The following is a 22,900-nucleotide window of genomic DNA, read 5'->3' on the forward strand; positions in this document are numbered from 1 at the left end:
CATTTCTAACTTCCAGAAGGCTTGAACGACAACGCCTCTTCGCGATATTCACTCGGGGTCTTGCCGGTATGTTTTTTGAACAGTCTGCTAAAATATTTCACGTCCTCGTAGCCGCTGATGGCAGCGACTTCACTGACCTTCGCTGGAGACACCGCCAGCATATCCATCGCTCTTCGTATACGCATATCGGTGACAAAATCACCGAAGGTCACACCCATTTCTTTTTTAAACAGCTCACTGAGGTGACCCGGATGCAAATGAACATGTCCAGCTACCTGCTGCAGATTAATATCCTGCGCCAATGAAGATTCAATATAACCGATAGCCTTCTGCACATGAGCAGCCTGTCCCTGACCCATTCGGCTATGATAGATATGCATCAGACCATACAGATGATGGAACAGCATATCCCCGAGGTCACCAGCTTCAGCATCCGGTTCCGGCAACCATGGCTCGAGCCTTGCGGGTTCTTCACGCCCTGTGGCTCGCATTGTGCGAGTCAGCCAGCGATGACCTGCAATGACGGCTGAGTGCAGACAAGCATTGAACGATTCTGGTGTGACCTCCGGCTCTGTAATCAGATTAGCCACAAGTTCCCGCGTCCATGTCGTTAACGTGACTGAATCATTATCCAGCAATAATGTACCAAGTGTGGTCTCCTCTTCGTGCGTAAGTACAGTTTTACCACCTTGGCGATCCTGAACGTGCTCATAATGCCATACTTTATAATCCACCAAACCCCGATATCGGAATGCAGCTGACGCAGTACTGTAGCTTTCATGAAGATCTGCATATCCACGCACAGGCAGACCTACCGCTGCGCGCAGGTTGCACTTCAGTAATTGCTCCACCCGACGTAATGCACTCTCCAGCCTGAACGTAGTTTCATGTTCCACAGGCGGCCATGAAACTACACAAATAATTTGCTGTTTCTCTACATGAGCAATGGCACCAGGTAACATATCCTCCAGGGTATTATGCACCGCAAATCGTAATAGCGCATCCGAGGATCGATCCCAACCCTCTGCTCGAAGAATAATGACTTGTCTGAGAATCTGTTCATCATCAAAGCCACCAACCCCTGCCTCTTTTCCAACATCAGATCGCAAGAATGAAGGAAAATGACCCGAAGCGGTGTCACCATCAATGATCCATCCAGCAAATAACCGCTCCCGATTCTCCCGCACAAGCTGTCCCTCTCTGGACTTCTCTTCCCAACGTTCCGTGATTCGCTGTTTGGCCTGTAATACGGTTTTGATGATCTCTTCCGGCTTGCTTGTTTTGAGCAGATAATCTGTAACACCTTGGCGAATCGCCTGCTGCGCATAAGAAAAGTCATCGTATCCGGACAAAATAATGACCTCCAGCTCAGGCAGCAATCGCAGGCCCTCTTCTGCCAGTTCCAGCCCCGATCTGCCTGTCATCCGAATATCCGTCATCAGGATATGTGGACGTTCCTCAGCCATGCGTGTTAACGCCTCTTCAGCCGAGGCAGCAGGTTGAAGAAGGTCAATTCCGAGTTCATGCCAAGCGATAACGCTGGCAAGCCCTGTACGGATAATCACTTCATCATCAACAATTAATAGTCTCATGGCGAACCCTCCAAGATTGGAATGGAAAACGAAATCCGGGTACCTCCCCCAACCCTGCTGTCTACTTCAAGCTGTGCATCCGCTCCATAATGGAGCAGCAGCCTCTCATTCACATTGCAGAGCCCATAACCTCCTTGGTTTAGCTGTTTTTCCGGCTGTTTTCCCTTCCATTCCCTAATGCTTATCCTTAATTGTTCCAGCCTGTCTGGCTCCATGCCGACACCATCATCCAGTACCAGCACATTCATCTGTTCATTATCCGGGTCCTTGCGAATCATTATGGTGATGGTGCCCACGCCTGTTTTGGGCTGAATGCCATGAATCATGGCATTCTCAACGAGCGGTTGCAGCAACAGCTTCAGCATCATTCGCTTCTCAAGCGCTGGATCTACGATATAATGCAACACGAATTGATCAGGGAAACGAATTGACTGCACACGCACATAATGGCGAATATGAGCAATCTCTTGTTCCACAGGGCAGTAGTCCTGACCATTGTTTAAGCTGATGCGTAGAAAATCACTCAAGCCCTCAACCATATCTGCGATCCTCTTCTCTTCAGACATCAAGGCAATCCAGTGAATTGAAGAGAGCGTGTTATACAGGAAGTGCGGATTAATCTGCGCCTGAAGCACCCGAAGATCTGCCTCTTTTTTGCGAGCTTCACCTCGAATAACCTCTTCCTTCAATAACTGAATATGTGCACCGAGCAGATTGTAACTCTCCCCAAGCCTGCCAATCTCGTCATCACTTTCAGACCGAAACAGCGGAAGAGGACGCTCCGGATCAATTCGGGACAGATGTCGGGTAAGTACACGAAGCGGCCTCGTCACACGACGAACCGTAAACCAGACCAAGCCAGCACTGATCGCAGCAGACATCGCAACGGCGCAACCGGTCAGAATAAGAATGTACCGATTCTCGGACTTGTACTGGTCATAGGGAACCGTTCCAACCAACGTCCACCCCGTCAATTCTTCGGGATAATAGAGCAACGTCCGTTTATCCTCACCACTACCATATGTGGTTGTTCCGCTACCACCACCCTGAATTAACGTTGTGACTCCTGGTTCGGCCTGCTCCAGCTTAAGTCCAAGCCGGGATTTGTCCATTGAAGACAGAATCTCTCCAGAACTGCCGATGAGCTCCAGTCTGCCTTGCCCTCTGCCTAATCCCAGAGCGGCCCATCCCTTGGATATGGCCTTCTCATCCAGACTAATGGCTAACCAGCCGATGGGTCGATAATCATGGATACTGCGGATTGGCCGAACCAATGTGATCACATTTTGAATACCCGCGTAATTCTGCACCGGGTATACCCCCGTCCATTGTTTGACTGCTTCACCGCTTGGAACAGAGGGATACGACAGGTTGGATTCATTGGATTCATACCAGGTAGCGGTTGACAATGTGGCATCAAAACGTCCCGGATATATGGCGATGTTGGCGATATATTTCTTGGAAGCCGCCAGATTGGTCATCCTGCCCAGGATATCCACCCGGTCCAGCTCATGATCTTCATTGTGGCTAAGATACTGCTGAATGTCCCGTTCTCCAATCAGGAAAATGGAGAGATTCTCGGCATCCTGCAACATATAACGAAGATTTGCTTCCACCTGTTTAAGCGTATCCATGCCGGACAGTTTTGTTTTTTGCTCTGTAATGCGGGAAGAGATCAGAAAGGCGAACAGGCCCAAGGCCAGCAATGGCACAATCATTGAAGCCGTCACGACGACCGATAGCTTCCTTTGTAACGAAGATGTGAGCCAGCGTGCCAAACGTTTCTCCTCCTCTGGATGCGCTTTCGCTTATCCTTTGACAGCTCCTGCTGTCATGCCTTTCATAACCTGTTCCTGGAATATGAGATACAAGATAATGGTTGGAATGACCGACAGGGTCATGGCAGCAAGCGTTAAGCCGTAATCGGTTTGATACCCATCCGCAAAGTTCGCAATGGCCAGCGGTAACGTTTTCAATCCGGTTTTGTTGATGAACACAAGCGCAAATGAAAAGTCATTCCATGCATGCAAGAAACTTAGGATCGTAACCGTAGACAACGCTGGGACGGACATCGGTAACATGATCCGGGTAAACAGCCCCCAAAGTCCTGTTCCATCAATAAAAGCTGCCTCTTCAATATCACGTGGAACACTTGTCAGATAAGCAGTAAGCACAAAAATTGCCGTAGGCAAAGCAAAAGCCGTATAAGGTAATATTAAGGCCCAGTACGTATTTAGCAAAGACATCTGTTTCATTAAAATAAATAAGGGAACAAGTGTACTATGGATCGGAATGAGCATACCAACAACAAAGAAGGTCATTATTAACCCTTTCCAGCGAAACTGGAAACGAGCCAGGATGAATGAAGCCAGCGCTGCAATAAACAGCGTTAGAATAAGTGACCCCACCGATACGATTAGTGAATTGCCAAAAGCGGTCCCCAGCCTGGAGCTTTCCCATGCATTGCTGAAATTGGCAACATTCCAGTTTTCCGGCAGTCCAAAGGGCCTGCTATAGAAATCTTCATTTGTTTTGAATGCACTAATCACGAGCCAGTAGAACGGATACAATGTTAAAATACCATAGACCGTTAGCAGCGTCCAAACAATTCCGCTACGTAGGCGGCGAATCGGATGGCCCGAGCTGCTTCGTGGTGATGGCATGGATACAGGTGTCACGCGCATGATAACTCCTCCTCTCTATTGATTCTCTTTTCGTTTGCGACTGGTTAACCACTGGCTTGTTCCGATCAGCAGCAGGGAGATCAGTACGATGGTTGTTGAGATCGCACTACCAAAACCATATCGGTATGTTGTAAAGGTGGAATTGTACATATACGTTGCAAGCAGTTCCGTCGCATGTGCCGGACCACCCTTGGTCATGATGTAGACCAGATCGAATGATTTCAGACTACCCGAAATACATAGAATGATCGCTACCTGAACCGTACCCCAGATCATGGGCAGAGAGACGGATACCAGCTTCCGGATTCCTGAAGCCCCGTCTATTTTGGCAGCATCATGAATCTCGCCGGGAATATTCTGCAACGCCGAGATGAAGATAATTAGATACAACCCGACAAAGCTCCAGAGCAGCGGCGGTACCAATGAGAAAATGGCAATCTTGTCATCGGAAAGCCATTGCAGCTTCCAACTTTCAAGCCCCAGTGCGTCCAGCAGAAAGTTCAATATCCCGATCTGCGGATGATAGATATACTGCCAGATCATACCAATAACTACAGTGGATAACACCATCGGCAGAAATACGGCTGAGCGCAGAAACCGCTGTAATGGATTGCTTTTGTGTAAGATGACCGCCAGCATAAGCGCTAACGGAATTTGTCCAAATACCGACGCCAACACAAAAATAACGTTATTTTTCAGCGCCCGCCAAAATACAGGATCATGCCAGATCTCCACGTAATTATCCACACCAATATATTTGGATGCGCCGATGCCGGACCAGTTGAAGAAACCGTAGTATGCCGACCACACGACCGGTACAAATACAAACAATGCATAAATGATGACTGCCGGGGCCAACCCCAGCATAATAAAACGCCGACTGCGCAGTGCGTTCATCTGTTCACTTCCCTTCGATAAATTCCTTTACCAACTTGCAACTGACTATCCCATTCATACTTAAAACCCCTCCCCTGCCGGGAAGGGGTTTTAACGAATGCTTACTGACTAACTGCATTGGCTTGAGCCGCCTGAATTTTAGCCGCAATGTCTTCGGCCTTGCCACCCATAAGCAACTCTTGCAATGCATTATTAATAACCTCAACCGTTGCCGACCCCAGCTTGGAATCGTATACTGGCGTGATCTTCACTTCCTGCATCAGATCATATAATTTTACGAACAATGGATGTGCTTTGGTTTTGTCCAGATCAATCTTGTAACTCACCAATGTGCTGCTATCCAATGTGGCCTTCTGACCATCAGGTCCTGCCAGCGCGTAGAACAGCTCCATCGCTGCCTCTTTTTGTGCACCGCTCAGCTTTTTACTTACACCCAACCCGGTTCCTACTACACCGGATGTTGTTCTTGGTTCACCCTGACCTCCGTCCACTGGAGGAAGAATCGTAATATGTGTGTTGTTCAGCACCTCTTCAGGTGCATTGTTCACCAGATTTGCCAAGGCCCATCCGCCGTTCATGACCATCGCTGCCTTACCTTGGAAATAAAGCTGCATCATCTGTGTCTCATCGATACTGTTGAATCCATCTTGGAATGCCTTGGTGTTGCCAAGCTCCTGCATCTTGTTCAAGGCTTCAATAAATTGCGGATCGGTAAAGCTTGCACCCTCTTGTGCTGCCGCTTTCAGGAACCAGTCCGTACCGGTAATCCGATCAGCCAGTGTACTGAATATCGTTGATTGAGCTACCCAGTTGGCTTTGTTGCCAAGTGCCATGGGAATAACTTTATTTTGATTAAAAGTAGCAATCGCTTGTTCCAGTTCCGCCCAGGTCTCAGGCACTTTTACGTTGTACTGTTTGAACAAAGCTTCATTGTAATAAATGAAGGAACTCGGCGCCAGATTCATGGGCACGGAGTAGATATTCCCGTCTACGGTGTATCCGTCCAATGCATTGGGGATAAAGTTATCTTTCCACTCTGGCTTTGCGTCCAGCTCTGTATTAATGGGTTGTAACAGATCCCCTTTTACAAATTCCTTAGTCATGGCATCCGGCCACATCACGAACAGGTCTGGCATCTCGTTGGCAGCTGCCACCGTACGAAGCCGGGTTTTGAGACCATCTGTTGGCAAGCCTTCATCCACAACTTCAATATCTGGATGCGCCGCGCGGAAATCTTCAATAATTTTGCGCATCGCAACCGCCTTTGCATCCTGTCCGGTCCAGTTGTGCCAGAGTGTGACGGTTACTTTGTCATTGCCGCTGCCTCCTTCTGAAGTGTCCCCGCCAGCACAGCCAGCCAGAATAATGGAGAACAATGTTATTGCCAGGAAACCCGAAAGCCATTTTTTCAACATCTCTATATTCCCCCTCGGCGATTTGAATACACTTATTGTAAATGTTAACGCTATCATACCGTAAGGTGACGATCCACGGATGCAGGGGTGAAAAATATCGGTTTCCCTGTTTGGAATTCACTTTGCTGACTAATTGTCCCTAACATATAAAAAGAGCCCTCACAATGAGAGCTCTTTCTTGTTGCAGCCGTCGGTAGCTTCACCCCAGGCTATATATAATGAATAAGTGCTAAATCGTATTAAATATGATTGCGTATTATTGGATACTGTTTTTCACCAGTTCTGCAAAAGCTTCGGATCCTTGCGTAGTGAGATGTACGCCGTCTTTTTCAAAATATTCGTCATGTCCCTCACTTGCACTGTTCCAGTCAATCAACGAGACATTGCTGTATTTGGATGCTGCCTCATTCAAAGCCCTGTTCACCGTTCGTTCCCACGGACGAGGTACGCGCACAGTAACCAGATATACCCGATCCTCATCCTTGAGATAATCAAGCACAGCATTCAAGTTTTTGGAGTTAAAGGAACCATTCGTCCCGAGCTCCAGCACCACTTTGCTGCCCATTTGGTTGTTTTGTTTCAGACCTTCCAATACATCACCTGCCTGCCACATCTGACGACCGACATGTCCGTCCACATACACTCCCGATATACTTTGCTCCAGATACGGTTTTGCATCCAAAATCACCGAATCTCCAATGACGGTATAATGAACCTTGCCATCCTGGGCAGGAGGAGCCGTTTCTTCATTGTCCTGAGATGAATCAGGTGCATCATCCGTATGATCCGTATTATCGGATTGATTCGCTCCAGCATCATCTGGTGTATCATTCTCGTTAGTCACGGAGTCATCGGCCGGCTTATCTTCAGACTGATCGTCCTTGCCAGGATTCACTGAATTGTCTTGGTCGTCAGGTTTTGAGTCTGGAGCAGACTCTCCTGTTGGCTTCTCATTTTTCCCCGGATCATCTTTCGTTCCTGCTTCCGGTTTATGGGTATGAGCATCGTTCTTTTGGCCAGAGCCTGACGTTCCTGTAATAGCTGGCAACACATCCTGTCCCTGTTCCTCCGCCACGGAATTCTCTCCATTCAATGTGTTGGACATCGATACCGAATGGGAGTCGGAGTTCGCTGCATGTGAGACCATCATCTGAGATACCGTATAGGACAACAGCAGAATCGTCATCAACAGACCTGCCCGCTTCCACCATACGTTACGTATACCGATCGATGACCGCCCTCTTCCCCATAATCGGGACCAAGAATCACGGAATCCGTTGTACCGAATCGGATTTTCAATATATTTAAGAGACCATGAAGCCAGTACAACCGTTCCAGCAACCTGTAAAATGATTCGTACAGGATGTGTTCCTCCCGTATCCACCGCGGGATTGGTTAACATAATGACAGGATAATGCCACAGATATAATCCGTAGGATCGCTCTCCGATCCAGCGTAGTGGCTTCGCTCCAATGATACGTCCTAGGAAAGACGATGGGTGAGCCAACACCGCTACCAGCAACGTTGTTGCAATAGCCTGAAGCACCATGCCCCCTTGATACAGAAACGGATCATATTCACTGCTATTCAGCATCATGTAGATTAATAAAGCAAGCGCAGCAAGTCCCGACACATCGAGCACAAGCCGGTTCATGCCAGGCAGAGAGCTCGACAGCTTACGACTAGGCCATACCACGGCAAGAGCAGCACCAGCAAGCAGTGCGAATGCCCGCGTGTCTGTTCCATAATATACACGGCTCGGGTCCAAATCTGGATTATACATGATGGCCATTGCACCAGTAGACAATTCAGCTGCGACAACAATGAAGACGACCAGCCATCCCTTTCTTTTGAACACTACGATTGCAGCGATCAGTAGAAGAGGCCATATCAGATAAAATTGCTCTTCCACAGCCAGCGACCAGAAATGGCCAAACGGTGATGGAGGGCCAAAACTTTCGAAATAGGAAACGTTGTGAAAGATATACCACCAATTGCTTATGTATAATACACCCGAAACGATATCACCACGAAGCGCAGCGAGCCGGGATGGGTCTGTACAGGCCAACCAGATCATCACCACAGCTGTCATGGTCAGCATGCCTGGAAGCAAACGCCTTACCCGTCTTACCCAGAAATCACCGAGTGAAATGCGTCCATGTTCCTGCCACTGTGACACGAGAATATCTGTAATTAAATATCCCGAGAGAACAAAGAATATCCCTACACCGAGCAGTCCGCCCGGAATAAAATCCAAATTCAGATGATACGCGATTACCGCAATTACAGCGATGGCTCGCAAGCCGTCAAGTCCGTTCATATGTCTCTTACGATTTAACGATTGTGACATGCATGCCCCTCCTTATTACTGTGGGTCAACAACATCGGTGTTGGGGGCATAAAGGAACTCCTGATCGTTCTGGTTGTCATTAACATACGTATTGCACCTTCCATCTTTCATTTACAACATAAGAAAAGCTTCTGTTTGAAGCACTATCCGATGATGCTACATTCTGTGTGAATTCTATAATCTTAAAGAAGACGAATTGCCTGTCCATTAAGTTTAATCATTAAAATATTCTTTATATTCATTCGTGAGTTCACGTTTAGCATTATACGCCCGAAATAAGCCTCATACTTTACAGGAATAGTTACAAACGATTAAACCGATGTAACCTTTCCTGCCAGCTCATATAGCTGTAAAATCATACTCTAATTTTGTCGTTAAATATAGTACTTTTCATCGAGTGGCTAAAATTACCTGTCCCGCTTGCGCAAACCAGCATACCCACGCACACAACGATTGAAACAATTGAATTCATAACAAAAGGCTGCCGACTTGCTCAGCAGCCAATATCCATTATAAACCTATGTCAGACCGGATTGAAAGTTTTGCTCATAATTGCTTCTTCTTGCCTAGGACCCTAGAGGTGGAACGGGTGAATCTTTTCTTCTGTCCTCGCATCCATGATCCGGTATGTTGAACGCCCTGTGTACATTGGGATTTGCAACTTCTCCAGATCAACCATTCCATTCTCCAGAAAATACTTCTGATCCTGATATCGCTGCAACACTTCACCTGCAATCCATTCATGGTCACCATATGTCGTAATCTCCATAACCTTGCATTCATAAGCAAAATAAGCGTCTGTCAAAATGGGTACACTTACCTTGATTCCTTCCTCATATGGAATGCCGAATTTTGTGAATTTATCCGTATCTCTTCCACTGAACGTTCCTGCAGCTTGAATCCACTCCGATCGATGACCTGGTAGGAAATGAACACCGAATACGCCGCTCTTCTCAATGAGTTCATAGGAGTATGTTTCCTTACGAAGGGAGATGCCATATACGCCTGGTGATGATCCGATGTATGTATGCCATCCGGACGCCATCACATTCTGGACTCCCTCATGACGTGAAGTCACCACCGCTACCATTCCAGGATAAGAATAAAATATGGGTTCTTCTATCGGCTGACGCATCTAATCCCCTCTCTTCTTCGTTATAAAGACAATTTTAATTATAAAGTAAAGAAGCAGGTTGAAAAAGCGTTTTGCAGAGGATTTCGCTATAAGCGACACATTCAGTATCATGTTATACTGAGATGGTCAATTTCTAAAATACGATACTGGGAATGTGATAGGATATGGTCAAATCAGTCAAATATACCTCCTAAATGAAGGCATTATTCAAATTTAGGAGGTTATAACTTATGTTTAATTCAATCGTGTTAGATCAGTGGGATCGAAAGCCATACTTTGACCACTACTTGAATCAGGTCAGATGTACCTACAGCATAACTGCTAATCTGGATATCACTCTATTGAGTACCGAACTCAAGCTTAAAGGATTGAAATTCTATCCTGCTCTTATCTATATGATCTCTACGGTTGTCAATGCACACAGACAATTTCGAACTTGTTTTGATGCCGAGGGGAAATTGGGCTATTGGGACAAAATGTCTCCGAGTTATACGATTTTTCATGAGGACGACAAGAGTTTCTCAACGATCTGGACAGCATTCCATGAAGATTTCGAGACGTTCCACAATCGTTATCTGGAAGATATGAAGAATTACAAAGATCACAAACAATTTGTTGCCAAACCCAATGAACCGCCAAATACTTTTCCCGTTTCCAGTATTCCTTGGGTGAACTTTACGGGATTTAATCTGAATATTTACAATGAGGGAACCTACTTGTTGCCTATTTTCACGATGGGGAAATATGTTCAACAGAACGATAAAGTTTATCTTCCCTTGTCTGTTCAGTTACATCACGCCGTGTGCGACGGCTACCATGCTGGCGTTTTATTTAATGAATTGCAATCACTTGCAGATCGATGCCAGGATTGGTGTTAATTAGCTAAATGACAAAAAGGCATTCCTGACTTCATGATGGAGTCAGGAATGCCTTTCTTTTTCTCTTTTTTTCAAGAGATATTTAATTGCATTTACTGTATCCACAGCTGCTGCATGTTTTGCATCCTTCCACATTCATCAGGGATGCCGAGCCGCATGAAGGACATAAATCTCTCGATTCGCTAAAGGTTTTCTGATCTTCCACTTTTGGATACGTGTTCTCCACTTGATTCTGTTCTTGTAATGCTCCAGTTTCGTTCTCCTGCACATCGCTCTGTACATGACTTTCCAATGCTTTGGCGACTGCATCAGCAATCGATTCCACTCGGTTGGCCCCGAAGCCAATCGCACCCGAACCACCGATTCCCTTGAGATGTTTGATCAACAGTTCAACCTTGTGCCCATGATCTCCGTATCGAAGGAACAGAGAGCACACTCGACCGAGTGCCTCAGCCATGGCAAACACGTCCGATCCCGCTTTGCCCACGTTCAGGAAGATCTCACCCGGCGTTCCCTCCAGATCATTGATCGTAATGTAAGCCATACCAAATGGCGTATTGATTTTGTATGTCGCACCGTGCAGTACTTGAGGACGGCTTCTGTATTGTTTATCCAGCAGTGTAGAAGAGGAAGGGACTTCAACTGAAACATGGGTTTCAACATCAACCTCGCTACTGAAAGCTTCAATACCTGCCTGCCCTTGCTTCTCTTCAGCTTGCGCCGTGTTCTGATCTTCGGTCTTGTTCTCTTCCTTCTTCGACGTGGACAACACCTGCACATCCCTGCTGCCGTCGCGGTATATCGTTACTCCCTTGCAGCCTAGGTCGAAGGCCAGTTCGTACAGCTCAGCCGTATCCTCCACTGTAAAATCAGCCGGACAGTTGGCCGTCTTCGAGATCGAACTATCCACCCATTGCTGGATCGCAGCCTGCACCCGAATATGATTCTCAGCCGACAGATCCATCGCCGTCACATAATAATCTGGTAAAACTTCACCTGGATGTTCATCCAGCCAATCTTGTGCAATCGGTACGAACTGTTCATCATAACCTAGACGGCTTTGACGGAAATACTTGAAGGCAAAATACGGCTCAATACCTGTTGATGTGCCCACCATCGTACCTGTACTGCCCGTTGGCGCCTGTGTGATCAGTGTGACATTTCGAATGCCCTGTTTACGAATGGCCTCTCCCACTTCAGGATAGGTCGCAACCATGTTTTTCATAAATCCACTCTGTAAGTACGGTTCAGCTTCAAATGCTGGGAAAGCACCCTTCTCTGCTGCAATCTCTGCCGATGCCAGGTAGGCCTCCTTTGCCATGAACCCATACAGTTTATCCAGAAAAACAAGAGATTCAGGACTGCCATATCGTATACGCAGCTTAATCATCAGCTCTGCCAGTCCCATTGTGCCAAGTCCAACCCGGCGTTCACGCTGCTGATTCAATCTATTTTCCTCAAAATGATATGGTGTTGCATCGATGACATTGTCCAAAAATCTAGCCGAGATGCGAGTGGTTTCCGCCAGTTCATCCCATGCCACATCATGATTTGTTTCATCGTAGAATTTGGACAGATTGATCGCTGACAGATTACATACACCCCAGGCAGGCAGACCCTGTTCCGCGCAAGGATTAGTACAGATAATCGGATTGAAGTACCAGCTGTTGGACATCTGGTTATAGTACTCCATGAATACCACACCAGGCTCTGCCGATTTCCAAGCTGATTCAATAATGGTATGCCAGATTTCGCGAGCCTTCAGTGTACGATAGTGCACCACCGAATGACCTGCGGCTTTCCATTGCTGCATATCCCCGTTCCACTCGGTGTCGTAGTCCGGATCGTTCGTATCGGGGAAAACCAAATCCCAATCTCCGTCCTGCTTGACAGCCTCCATAAATGCGTTGCTCACACATACCGACAGATTGGCATTGGTCACCTGCCCCATCGTTTGTTTCACGGTAATAAAATCAAGCACATCCGGATGCCAGTCATTCATCATCAGCATAAGCGCACCCCGGCGGCTTCCGCCCTGTTCAATCAGTCCCGTCGTATAACTGAATAGTCCGCCCCACGATACGGAACCGCTGGATGATCCGTTGACCCCTTTGACCACCGCTCGGCGAGGACGCAAAGAGGACAAATTAATCCCAACGCCTCCCCCACGTGCCATAATTTCCGTCATCTCGGTCAAGGTCTTCATGATGCCACCCCGACTGTCCTGCGGAGACGGAATGACATAACAATTGAAAAGTGTCAGCTCATCGCTTGCCCCCGCGCCCGCAGCAATGCGGCCTCCGGGTACTAACTTCCAATCTTCCAATACGGAGCGGAACTTGGACTCCCACGTTGCCCGCTGATCCGCTGTGGATTCGACAGAAGCCATGGCTTTGGCAAGACGGTCCCACATCTCTTCCGGTGTTTTTTCTATATTAAGTGTCAGTTTCTCCACGTTTGTCTCGAGGATCTCTCCGCTTCGAGTCCTTACTTGTACAAGCTGGCCCTGTCGTTCTATGATTTCGCCCACTTCCTTGGTTGGGAACTTGGGATCATCCTTCGTTAATACCAATACCACATCTCCGACCTTGGCATGATTCGAATCAGCGTCCTTCCAGGCGTATCGGTCCAGAAATATTTTTTCGCTAAGTCCTTCTAATTGATGCGATCGTTGGTTTGATTTCATCGCTACATTCAACCTCCCCGGTATAAAGCTCCATTTTCACTATAAGAGTAAACTATGATAAAACACCACATATAGTGATACAAAACCAGTATATTACACCATATATTGATTTTCCATGCGACTTTTATCATAGTCCATCTTCATAGACTCCCCATACTCGGACAAGCTTCTTCACACACCCTCATACGCATGAATACGACATCTGTGAATTTTTTGGCACAGAAAAAACATGTGCCTTCACTAAATTTCTGGGTTCAATATAAGTTAAACTAATCATTTGCACGTCAACGGAGAGGACAGAAAAAACCTGAAAAAGCGAAGCGTTCGCCTAAAAGCTTTCTGAAAGAAAGCTGCATCGAAAGCATACGCTATCCCCGGATTTCCCCTCCAGAAAAGGGAATCAAAGAAATCTGGGGATAACAGCGATTGGAAGGTTGTTCTGTCATCGTAGTGTTCGTGCAAATAAACTGTAGTTCAACTTGTATAGTTATGAACTGACTCTCATTCGTCCATACTATTACCTACGAATAAAACGTCATCACGTATGGCAGGGGAGGAAGCACAATGAACCGGAAAAACCCGCACCACATGAATCAACCAGTAGCCGAACTGCCCGTTCCGTTGGAATTTGATCGAAGCTGGATTAATCAATTAGAATCACGACTGGATAAAGGAGGTCCTTGGGGGGATTATCGACTCTTCCAACTGGGCATTCAAGCCGAAGAGACCAACCTGATTCCCAATTTTGACGAGATCCAGTGTTTGAAACATCTACAAGGCCTTACTCCACTTCCTCACCAGATGGACACTGCACGCAGAGTATTATTTGAAATGTCAGGCCGGGCCATTCTCGCCGATGAGGTGGGTCTTGGCAAAACCATTGAAGCCGGTCTCATTCTGAAAGAATATATGGTTCGAGGTCTCGTATCCAAGGTACTCATTCTCGTGCCAGCATCTCTTGTGCTGCAATGGGTACGGGAGTTGAATTCGAAATTTGGCATCCCTGCGATTGCCCAGAAAAAGGCCTATTCCTGGCAGAATGAAGTGGTTGTTGCTTCCATGGATACAGCCAAACGGGACCCGCATAAAGATATGCTGCTGAATACTGATTACGACATGATTATTATTGACGAGGCACATAAGCTCAAAAACAAGAAAACAACCAACTATCAATTCATGCTGAAATTGCGCAAAAAGTATTGTCTGCTGCTCACAGCTACACCTGTGCAGAACGATATGAGTGAATTGTTCAATCTGATCAACCTGCTGAAGCCCGGTCAACTGGGTCGTCAGGGTGACTTTGCGGCCAACTTTGTTGTAGACAAACGGGTACCAAAAAATCAGGAACAGCTTAAGAACGAGTTATCCAAAGTCATGATTCGTAACCGTCGCGGCGAAGGCCCCGTTCAATTTACCAAACGGAACGTCTCCAACGTGAATCTGCAATTATCGCCTGAAGAACAAGCGCTTTATGATGGTGTGACTTCCTTTGTTAAAGACCAGTACCAGGAAGCTGGCGGCAATCTGAGCAGCATGCTCTCCCTTGTTACATTGCAGCGTGAAGTGTGCAGCAGTCGGGATGCTGTATTCGTGACGCTGGTTAATCTGTCGAAGAAACTTCCGCTGGACTCTCCCCTTCGGGACAAGATTTGGGAACTCGTTGCCCATATTAAAGCGATCAAGGAAAATACCAAAGCCGAGAAAACAATGGAACTGATTCGGAACATGAATGAAAAAGTCATTATCTTCACCGAATACCGGGCCACGCAGGAGTATCTGCTAAACTATTTCCGCAACAACGGGCTTACGGCGGTACCCTATCGGGGTGGCATGAATCGAGGCAAAAAAGACTGGATGATGGATCTCTTCCGTGGGCGTGTGCAGGCCATGATTGCAACCGAAGCAGGTGGTGAAGGCATCAATTTGCAATTTTGCCATCATATGATCAACTTTGATCTGCCTTGGAACCCTATGCGGGTAGAGCAGCGGATCGGTCGGGTACACCGGCTAGGACAGCAAAATGACGTGAACATTTTCAACCTATCCACGACTGGAACGATTGAGGAACATATTCTGAATCTGCTGCATGAGAAGATCAATATGTTTGAGATGGTGATCGGCGGGCTGGATGTCATTCTGGAACGGCTGGAGAAGAAGGAATCTATTGAGAAAAGTTTGTACAAAATCATGTTGGAATCACAAACTGATGAAGATATTCGCCGTAAAATGGACTCACTTGGACAATCGCTGAACTCCATTCAACGCGAGGTTGCCGATGAAGACCCTGCCGTATCCGGGTTGTTAGATCTTCGCAAAGGAGGTAGCTAACTCATGACGATGTCTCCCCATGAAGTGCAGGCTTATGTTCTCACCTATCTGGAAGCACTTGATTGTCAGATTATGGAGCGTTCCCCTGCCCATGTTACAGTCAAACTCTCGCCTGAGGCGGACAAAGCGTTGACCAATCGTCCCTATTATTGGGGGTTCGTGGAACGAACCGGAGCACCCGCTGAGACGATGTCCTTTACATTTATATTTGATCCTGACAGTTATCAGCAGGCCATTGAAGCAGCAGAAGCCAAAGTTGCGCAAGCATCACCTCCTGTTGTAACTAACCCTGATGGAACGAATCGCGTAGCCAACGGCAGTCCTCAAGTCGAGCCACCAAAAGAAACTATTCTAGGCCGTTACTTCGGTATTACGCCATCGCTGCCACAGCTGGGGCCAGGACGAATATTACGTGAAGAAGTGGTGTACGGCAGTCGCAGACTGCAGCAGATTTTCGGCGCTGCCCGTGAAGGCGGTGCCTTCGTAAACCTGTTCGAACAGGCTGCCAAACGGCAATTGCGCGCTACAGCGCCAGCCGTATATGAGCCTTGGCTTGGTGTGTGTTTCAAGGTGGAATTCGCCTGTGATTTGAAACGGGAGGAATTGCATTTTCTCGGCATCTCCCTTCGCTCGGGTGAAATTATAGAAAAATTCGGCACCAAGCTGAACCGACGTGATCTCAGTCCGAGACTTGCGGAGAACATGCATGTACAGACAGCTAAAGTTTCGTTACTTGATGCCGGAGCTGCTTTGGAATCTCATTTGACAAATCGCTTGCTGGAACTCGATTATAGCTGGGCAGAGAAAGCCCAAGAGCGGCTTGATCTGGAGCTGGACGTGTTGGACACCTACTATGAAGCGGTACTCCGAGAAGATACGCCTGAGGTAGAATCACCAGGTAACATAACCTCAGACACGGAGAATGTCCAATCTGACCGCACGCCACCTGCACCACTGAAAAAAGTTCTGGATATAACTAACGCTAAACCCATTGGAGCAGATGTAGAACTGGCGGCAGAAGCCACAGTACCGATCGACTCCGAGACAGATGCCGAAGAAGAGAAAGCAAAACAGGCGGTAATAGATCGTGAAGCTATGAAACTGCAGTATGAGACACGCCGGACCGAGATGATCTGGCAATATGAACCCAAAGTGAAAGTGACTGCCATTAGCAGCGGCATGTTTCACTTAAGATAGACGAAGACACTACTTTTCCTGCAAATGCTGGCAAAAGTAGTGTTTATTCATGATTGGCTGCCCGACAGGTTGCGGCAACCTTTGCATAGCCTGTCCCCTAGAATGAAACTAGGACCCGCTCAGGTAACGGATAAATGAAAAGTAGGTGTAAATTTGAAACGATTCTTTCATACATGTTGGAACAACGCTCGAAAAACAACCTATATGACCTTGGGCTTGCTCAGTTGTCTTGCCCTATTCTCTTTCTGGTCGATAGCCAATGCAGAGGAACAAAAAACGTCTTCACTATCTCCCGTATCATCTACAGAATATAGTCCCGAACATCATGTCATTCAGAATGAAAAGCTAGCTCCCGCTGCTGTACAACGGTTTGCAGAGCAACAAGCTATTACACTTGGTAAAGGTACCGCCGAAGCACATTGGAAGAATGCCGATCTGGCCTTCTACCCTCTGGGGCCGGGTACACATAGCTGGCTCGTGCAAGCTGAGTTTGAAGGCAAACCTATCGGATATATGATTATTACAGTCACAGAGCAGGGTCAGTTGATGCTTAGTGAATATGGTCATGGAGAACAGTCACCATATAACAATGAACTTCTTGGACAAGCTTTGGATCGACAACATGTGAACCTTGAGGCATTACTTGCTGGTGGAGGAGAGCTTCATCTTGGTTATGCTCTTCCCCTGCTTGCTTATTGGAAAGTGGAACAACCTAACCATCCTGCACTTTATATTGATGCTACGAACGGAGATATACTACCTTCAGAGTTCCTGAACCTGCTGGAGGCTGATTCCAAACAGACCTCTGCCAGCATAACTGATTTGTCCACAATACCAGCTTTATCAGTTGATCCACTTCATCCCCGACCAGTCTTCAATCCGGCTGACAATCTGTTGTGGATTACCGCCAAGCCTGTTGCTGCCGACCGGGCACAAGATGTGATATAACACGGAGAGAATCAAGAGATTGTTTTCTCAGCGGGTGATCGTAACGTCGTATACAGCGGTCCTCTACCCGTTAGCGGTTATCAGCTGTGGCATACAGATCAGGAAACAGAATCCATTCTATATGTAGCGCTAGGTGGAAAATCATCCATTCAACGCTTTGTACCTTTGAGCACATTACAGCAAGATGGCCATTTTTACATCGTAAATCCTTGATCATCAGCAAATTCTTAAGATACAATCAGATAACCTGTACATCTATAAACATCCACAACAAATAAGACGCCTTCCCATTTTATTAAGGGATTGCGTCTTTTGGTTTTACATTAGTGAAATAGGTAAGCGATAGTCACCCTTTACCCGAAGAACTTCGTTTATGGGACTGTGTATCGAATTCTTTTTCCTTTTTCCCCACCCACAGGGATACAGCGAAAGGGATCATACCAAACCACTTCATCGCCCACGGCTCTTTCCTTTTGGTGCGACCTTTCCGCTCTTCCTTCGGCGTATCAATATAATGAACAACACGCTGCGTAATGTATTTTACCAATTCATCACTTTTGGCCATAATTCTGCCTCCTTCGCTCCTGCACATTCGCGGAGCTTACGATAATTCTATTGTGTGCAGGATGTGTACTGGTTAAACATTTTTTTATTGAAAGAAGTATGAAAACTCTCAGAATGCACAGTCTAATGCCAAAGGTATCCATCGAGTCGTTAATCTGCATTAGATACCTATTTCATGAAGGAGTGTGTATTCCCATGTATAAGCTGCTGATCGCTTCGTTAGCCTTGCTAATCAGCTTCCATTGCCTTCCCATGCTGCCCCATGTCGCTTATGGAAAAGCAGCCCCGTCCCAGAACAGTCCATCCATGCTGCCGGTGACCGATGGAGATGCTTATCGCTCAAGTCATCATGCCTTTGCAGCACCCGTTATCCTGCTCGATGTAGGCCATGGCGGTATTGACGGTGGTACCTCAGCCCAAGGTGTGCTGGAAAAAGATATCAATCTGGCCATTAGCCAAAAGGTCTATCTCCTGCTTCGCAGCAAAGGTTATGCCGTTATCATCAATCGACTTGGTGATTATGCACTTAGTGATGAGAACCGCTGGCTGAACAGCCGCTCCCGTCATACCAGAGATCTTGCCCAACGTAAAAGCCTTAGCGAAGAAGTAAGTACTGATATCGTGGTCAGCATTCATGCGAACTGGAGTCCCCGATCGAATGCACATGGCCCGGTGGTACTGCACCAGAAGGAAGGCAGGAGTTATTTGCTGGCCCAATCCATTCAGGACGCCATGAACAAGTTGTACGGAACGGAGCACGGGGTCGTATGGGGCAAGCCCTTTTATATATTGAATTACGTGAAGCAACCTGCCGTCATCGTTGAAACCGGATTTTTGAGCAATGCAGCAGACCGAGCCAGAATGAATGACCCCGCTGAGCAAAAACGAATCGCCCAGTCCATTGCCAATGGCATTATTTATTATCTGTCGGTAGTGTAGGAGCAGAATGCCATTGCCACACCTCTCGAACCAGATCACCGATTCCTACAAATTGAACCTGATTTTGGAGACGGGAAACGGATTCACGAATTACTGCGGATGTGTTCATCCCCGAATGACCGACATGACCAATGACAACACAGATATTCTTGTCGATCGCACGCTGAGCAGCCAGATCCAGTTGCTTGCGAATGTGTGGCTTGGAGTTTTGATCATCCAGGAAAATGTCATTGCCTACAGGTGGCATATTTTTGGATACGGCCAGTTCCCCCACCACGGAGCGAAAGTTCGTACGGCTGTCTACAAAGAAGAGGCCCCGCTCCTTGCATACATCGAGCACAATTGACATGATGCGTTTGTCCGAAGTAATTTTGGAACCCATATGATTGTTCATGCCAATTGCGTGGGGCACATCATCAATCGCTTTCTCCACACGTGAACGGACTTCTTCATCTGTTAGATTGGATGTGATTGCACCCGGGCCCAGCCATTCAGGTCGTCCTTTCTTGGGTTCCATGGGCATGTGCACAATCACATCCATCCCCTTTTCATGTGCAGCTATCGCATCTTTCTTCGTTGTGGGCAAAAAAGGCATGACCGCTACCGTTAGTTTAACTGGCATCGCCAGGATCTCTGCCGTACCCTTCATGTCATTACCAACATCATCGATGATAATGGCTAACCGTTTGTGAATCGATGTGGACTCTGAAGCTGCCGCTGTTGGCCCTCCTACGGATATGCCTGCGTAAATCACAATCAAAAATGCCATAATACCTGCAATTAATCGATAATTCTTTCTCTGTTCCTTCATCAAGATTCCCTCCCCGTAACTTCTGTGATCTCATTGTTTGATAATGAAGGGAGGAATATGTAAGCCAAAGCCTTCCTTAATAACAACATCCCCAGCCATTGGAGACCTCTATCTCAAGCGAAGATCCCCATTATTCCAGTTTTTCCCTATCAATTCAGACAAGAACTGTCATTGTACAGTTGGAAAATAGAGATTAATTAGAAAAAATACTGTAATTTGTCAGGTTTTCAGTTTAGGAATTATTTAGTAGAATCAACAAATGAAAGAGCTTATATGCTACATTTCTTTCCTATGATTTATGGAAGGAGGTTTTGAAAGGGTTTACATAAAATAAATGCAAGACAATCCGCTATTCTTGTTTGTTATTCCTGGTCGCGGTTTATCTATGTAACCATTTACCATTATCGAGGAGGATGAAAGTAGTGAAATTCAAACTAAAAAAGACGATTAATGTTCTTTTGGCCTGTTTAACAGCCCTGCCTTTGATGTTAACCCCGACAAATGTGTCAGCAGCCAGCGATGCCAACATTAATTTGTCCTCGGAAAAACAACTGATTAAGGGCTTTGGGGGCATTAACCTTCCTGCCTGGATTGGTGATCTGACTCCCGCTCAACGTGAAACTGCTTTTGGTAATGACCAGAATCAGTTAGGCTTTTCAATTCTCAGGATCTACGTCGATCCGGATTCTAATAACTGGTATCGTGAAGTTGCCACAGCCAAACGGGCTATTGAAAAAGGGGCTATCGTATTTGCATCCCCATGGAATCCTCCAAGCAGCATGGTTGAAACGTTCAACCGCAATGGGGACACCAATGCCAAACGTCTGAAATACGACAAATATGCCGCATATGCGCAACATCTGAACGACTTTGTAACCTACATGAAAAATAACGGCGTAGATCTGTATGCCATTTCTGTGCAAAATGAACCGGATTATGCTCATGACTGGACCTGGTGGACTCCACAAGAGATCCTTCGATTCATGAAAGAAAATGCCGGGTCCATTCAAGGTACCAGAGTCATGGCGCCTGAATCCTTCCAGTATTTAAAGAATATATCCGACCCAATCCTGAATGATCCGCAGGCACTTGCCAACATGGACATACTGGGAGCACATACGTATGGAACCCAGATTTCGAATTTTGCCTACCCTCTCTTTAAGCAAAAAGGAGCCGGTAAAGAACTGTGGATGACTGAGGTGTACGTTCCGAATAGTGACAACAACTCAGCAGACCGCTGGCCTGAAGCACTGGACGTTTCCTATCACATGCACAATGCCATGGTAGAAGGTGATTTCCAGGCCTATGTGTGGTGGTACATCCGCAGACAGTATGGTCCGATGAAAGAGGACGGTACCATAAGCAAACGCGGATATAATATGGCTCATTTCTCCAAATTCGTGCGTCCAGGCTACCTGCGAGTCGACGCAACGAAAAATCCGGATACGAACACCTTTGTCTCAGCCTACAAAGGTGATAACAAAGTTGTCGTCGTGGCGATTAACCGTGGAACTTCAGCCACAAGCCAAAAATTCGTTCTGCAGAATGGTAATGCCTCCACTGTGTCCTCATGGATTACGGACAGCAGTCGAAACCTGGCAAGCGGAACCCCGCTTACCGTATCCAATGGAGCCTTCACGGCACAGCTCCCGCCTCAGAGCGTAACAACATTTGTTGCCAACATTACTGGCGGAAATAGCGGCGGGAATACAGGCAGTGGCACTACGTATGAAGCTGAGACCGGAACGTCACTTACGGAAGCTGCCATTGAAACAATCTACCCCGGTTACACTGGCTCCGGGTATGTTAACTTTAATGCGATGACTGGTTCAGCCATTCAATGGAACGGCATTAATAACGCTACAACAGGTACCAAAAACGTAAAGTTTCGTTATGCGCTGGAAAGTGGAACACGGAACCTCGACATTTTTGTGAACGGAACCAAAGTCATCAGCAACGAACCCTTTCCGGCTACGGGAAGCTGGTCCACTTGGGTTGAAAAAACAATACAGGTCCCCATGAACACGGGGACCAATACATTGAAAGTGGTTACCACCGGATCGGAAGGACCGAATATTGACAGCATTAATGTTACCGCAGCGCAATAAAAGTTCCATATGGCTGATGGAAGACCATTTGCTGTAAGAGCAGCTAAGTAGTAACCTCTTGGATACTCAAGTCTAAAGTTAGTGTTATATCAAAAAATGCAAAAAAAGACTCCTTAAGCATTAGCTTAAGGAGTCTTTTTTTAGATGCGGTCGAGAGGACTCGAACCTCCACGGGGGGTTAGCCCACACGGACCTGAACCGTGCGCGTCTGCCAATTCCGCCACGACCGCATATTGTATCTCCGTCATCAATATCGGCGACAAGAAATAATATATCATGTGGAATCTATCATGTCAACACTGAAAATAATAACAATAAAGCCCGAACCAGACATCCATGTCGATTCGGGCTTTACCTTTAACTACAAA

General features: G+C 46.7%; 16 protein-coding genes and 1 tRNA gene. 6 read left to right on the forward strand and 11 right to left on the reverse strand.

The window, feature by feature from the left end; all coding sequences use genetic code 11:
- Positions 1-5: 5 nt before the first annotated feature.
- The 7 genes from BLS69_RS13165 to BLS69_RS13195 all read right to left on the reverse strand — a co-directional run bounded on the left by BLS69_RS13165 (position 6) and on the right by BLS69_RS13195 (position 10,073).
- Positions 6-1,592: a helix-turn-helix domain-containing protein gene (locus BLS69_RS13165; protein ID WP_091032131.1), complete on the reverse strand. Its 1,587-nt coding sequence runs from the start codon at positions 1,590-1,592 to the stop codon at positions 6-8.
- Positions 1,589-3,370, reverse strand: a complete 1,782-nt coding sequence (locus BLS69_RS13170; protein ID WP_091032133.1) for a sensor histidine kinase — start codon at positions 3,368-3,370, stop codon at positions 1,589-1,591. Before BLS69_RS13170 ends, BLS69_RS13165 begins: the two co-directional genes overlap by 4 nt.
- 30 nt (positions 3,371-3,400) lie before the next feature.
- A complete protein-coding gene (locus BLS69_RS13175) occupies positions 3,401-4,255 on the reverse strand; it encodes a carbohydrate ABC transporter permease (protein ID WP_164783106.1) in 855 nt (284 codons plus the stop codon).
- 36 nt (positions 4,256-4,291) lie between these two features.
- Positions 4,292-5,173, reverse strand: a complete 882-nt coding sequence (locus BLS69_RS13180) for a carbohydrate ABC transporter permease (protein ID WP_091032136.1) — start codon at positions 5,171-5,173, stop codon at positions 4,292-4,294.
- 101 nt (positions 5,174-5,274) lie between these two features.
- Positions 5,275-6,588 (reverse strand): extracellular solute-binding protein, encoded by a 1,314-nt coding sequence (locus BLS69_RS13185; RefSeq protein WP_091032139.1) that lies wholly within the window; start codon positions 6,586-6,588, stop codon positions 5,275-5,277.
- 256 nt (positions 6,589-6,844) lie between these two features.
- Positions 6,845-8,938, reverse strand: coding sequence for an acyltransferase family protein (locus tag BLS69_RS13190; RefSeq protein WP_091032141.1), 2,094 nt, complete (start codon positions 8,936-8,938; stop codon positions 6,845-6,847).
- A gap of 574 nt (positions 8,939-9,512) precedes the next feature.
- The gene (locus BLS69_RS13195; protein ID WP_091032144.1) at positions 9,513-10,073 is read right to left on the reverse strand and encodes a flavin reductase family protein; all 561 of its coding nucleotides are present in this window, start codon (positions 10,071-10,073) and stop codon (positions 9,513-9,515) included.
- A 230-nt stretch (positions 10,074-10,303) separates the two neighbouring features.
- Between BLS69_RS13195 and catA the strand changes: the two genes are divergently transcribed.
- The gene (gene catA, locus BLS69_RS13200) at positions 10,304-10,951 is read left to right on the forward strand and encodes a type A chloramphenicol O-acetyltransferase (RefSeq protein ID WP_091032146.1); all 648 of its coding nucleotides are present in this window, start codon (positions 10,304-10,306) and stop codon (positions 10,949-10,951) included.
- Between the two features lie 82 nt (positions 10,952-11,033).
- Here the strand turns inward: catA and BLS69_RS13205 are convergent, their stop codons facing one another.
- Positions 11,034-13,637 (reverse strand): adenosylcobalamin-dependent ribonucleoside-diphosphate reductase, encoded by a 2,604-nt coding sequence (locus BLS69_RS13205; RefSeq protein WP_091032148.1) that lies wholly within the window; start codon positions 13,635-13,637, stop codon positions 11,034-11,036.
- A gap of 564 nt (positions 13,638-14,201) precedes the next feature.
- On the opposite strand from BLS69_RS13205, the gene BLS69_RS13210 reads away from it, so the two are divergent.
- The 3 genes from BLS69_RS13210 (at position 14,202) to BLS69_RS13220 (ending at position 18,110) form a co-directional block, all read left to right on the forward strand.
- Entirely contained in the window at positions 14,202-15,965 is a 1,764-nt protein-coding gene (locus tag BLS69_RS13210; protein WP_091032151.1) for a DEAD/DEAH box helicase, read from the forward strand.
- A 3-nt stretch (positions 15,966-15,968) separates the two neighbouring features.
- Positions 15,969-17,162: a YqhG family protein gene (locus BLS69_RS13215; RefSeq protein WP_091032154.1), complete on the forward strand. Its 1,194-nt coding sequence runs from the start codon at positions 15,969-15,971 to the stop codon at positions 17,160-17,162.
- A gap of 153 nt (positions 17,163-17,315) precedes the next feature.
- Positions 17,316-18,110 carry a hypothetical protein gene (locus BLS69_RS13220; RefSeq protein WP_091032157.1) on the forward strand — a complete coding sequence of 265 codons (795 nt, stop codon included), beginning with the start codon at positions 17,316-17,318 and terminating at the stop codon, positions 18,108-18,110.
- 346 nt (positions 18,111-18,456) lie between these two features.
- Here the strand turns inward: BLS69_RS13220 and BLS69_RS13225 are convergent, their stop codons facing one another.
- Positions 18,457-18,675 carry a YqzE family protein gene (locus BLS69_RS13225; protein WP_091032160.1) on the reverse strand — a complete coding sequence of 73 codons (219 nt, stop codon included), beginning with the start codon at positions 18,673-18,675 and terminating at the stop codon, positions 18,457-18,459.
- 194 nt (positions 18,676-18,869) lie between these two features.
- On the opposite strand from BLS69_RS13225, the gene BLS69_RS13230 reads away from it, so the two are divergent.
- A complete protein-coding gene (locus tag BLS69_RS13230; RefSeq protein ID WP_091032163.1) occupies positions 18,870-19,613 on the forward strand; it encodes an N-acetylmuramoyl-L-alanine amidase family protein in 744 nt (247 codons plus the stop codon).
- Here the strand turns inward: BLS69_RS13230 and BLS69_RS13235 are convergent.
- Complete coding sequence (locus tag BLS69_RS13235; protein WP_091035008.1) at positions 19,588-20,382, reverse strand: divergent polysaccharide deacetylase family protein; 795 nt, start codon at positions 20,380-20,382, stop codon at positions 19,588-19,590. The genes BLS69_RS13230 and BLS69_RS13235 overlap by 26 nt on opposite strands.
- A 455-nt stretch (positions 20,383-20,837) precedes the next feature.
- Here BLS69_RS13235 and BLS69_RS13240 point away from each other — a divergent pair, with 455 nt between their 5' ends.
- Positions 20,838-22,532, forward strand: a complete 1,695-nt coding sequence (locus BLS69_RS13240) for a glucuronoarabinoxylan endo-1,4-beta-xylanase XynC (RefSeq protein WP_283945613.1) — start codon at positions 20,838-20,840, stop codon at positions 22,530-22,532.
- A gap of 145 nt (positions 22,533-22,677) precedes the next feature.
- On the opposite strand, the gene BLS69_RS13245 is transcribed toward BLS69_RS13240, so the two are convergent.
- Positions 22,678-22,762: transfer RNA gene (locus BLS69_RS13245), tRNA-Leu, on the reverse strand.
- Positions 22,763-22,900 lie beyond the last annotated feature (138 nt).

The organism is Paenibacillus sp. CF095 (assembly GCF_900101225.1).
In the GTDB taxonomy this organism is placed as follows: domain Bacteria; phylum Bacillota; class Bacilli; order Paenibacillales; family Paenibacillaceae; genus Paenibacillus.

What these genes read in the sequence shown, in the direction of transcription:
- BLS69_RS13165 (WP_091032131.1), bottom strand. Translation starts at nt 1,592, where the DNA reads ATGAGACTATTAATTGTTGATGATGAAGTGATTATCCGTACAGGGCTT.
- BLS69_RS13175 (WP_164783106.1), bottom strand. Translation starts at nt 4,255, where the DNA reads ATGCCATCACCACGAAGCAGCTCGGGCCATCCGATTCGCCGCCTACGT.
- BLS69_RS13180 (WP_091032136.1), bottom strand. Translation starts at nt 5,173, where the DNA reads ATGAACGCACTGCGCAGTCGGCGTTTTATTATGCTGGGGTTGGCCCCG.
- BLS69_RS13185 (WP_091032139.1), bottom strand. Translation starts at nt 6,588, where the DNA reads ATGTTGAAAAAATGGCTTTCGGGTTTCCTGGCAATAACATTGTTCTCC.
- BLS69_RS13190 (WP_091032141.1), bottom strand. Translation starts at nt 8,938, where the DNA reads ATGTCACAATCGTTAAATCGTAAGAGACATATGAACGGACTTGACGGC.
- BLS69_RS13195 (WP_091032144.1), bottom strand. Translation starts at nt 10,073, where the DNA reads ATGCGTCAGCCGATAGAAGAACCCATATTTTATTCTTATCCTGGAATG.
- catA (WP_091032146.1), top strand. Translation starts at nt 10,304, where the DNA reads ATGTTTAATTCAATCGTGTTAGATCAGTGGGATCGAAAGCCATACTTT.
- BLS69_RS13205 (WP_091032148.1), bottom strand. Translation starts at nt 13,637, where the DNA reads ATGAAATCAAACCAACGATCGCATCAATTAGAAGGACTTAGCGAAAAA.
- BLS69_RS13210 (WP_091032151.1), top strand. Translation starts at nt 14,202, where the DNA reads ATGAACCGGAAAAACCCGCACCACATGAATCAACCAGTAGCCGAACTG.
- BLS69_RS13215 (WP_091032154.1), top strand. Translation starts at nt 15,969, where the DNA reads ATGACGATGTCTCCCCATGAAGTGCAGGCTTATGTTCTCACCTATCTG.
- BLS69_RS13225 (WP_091032160.1), bottom strand. Translation starts at nt 18,675, where the DNA reads ATGGCCAAAAGTGATGAATTGGTAAAATACATTACGCAGCGTGTTGTT.
- BLS69_RS13230 (WP_091032163.1), top strand. Translation starts at nt 18,870, where the DNA reads ATGTATAAGCTGCTGATCGCTTCGTTAGCCTTGCTAATCAGCTTCCAT.
- BLS69_RS13235 (WP_091035008.1), bottom strand. Translation starts at nt 20,382, where the DNA reads ATGGCATTTTTGATTGTGATTTACGCAGGCATATCCGTAGGAGGGCCA.
- BLS69_RS13240 (WP_283945613.1), top strand. Translation starts at nt 20,838, where the DNA reads ATGAAAGTAGTGAAATTCAAACTAAAAAAGACGATTAATGTTCTTTTG.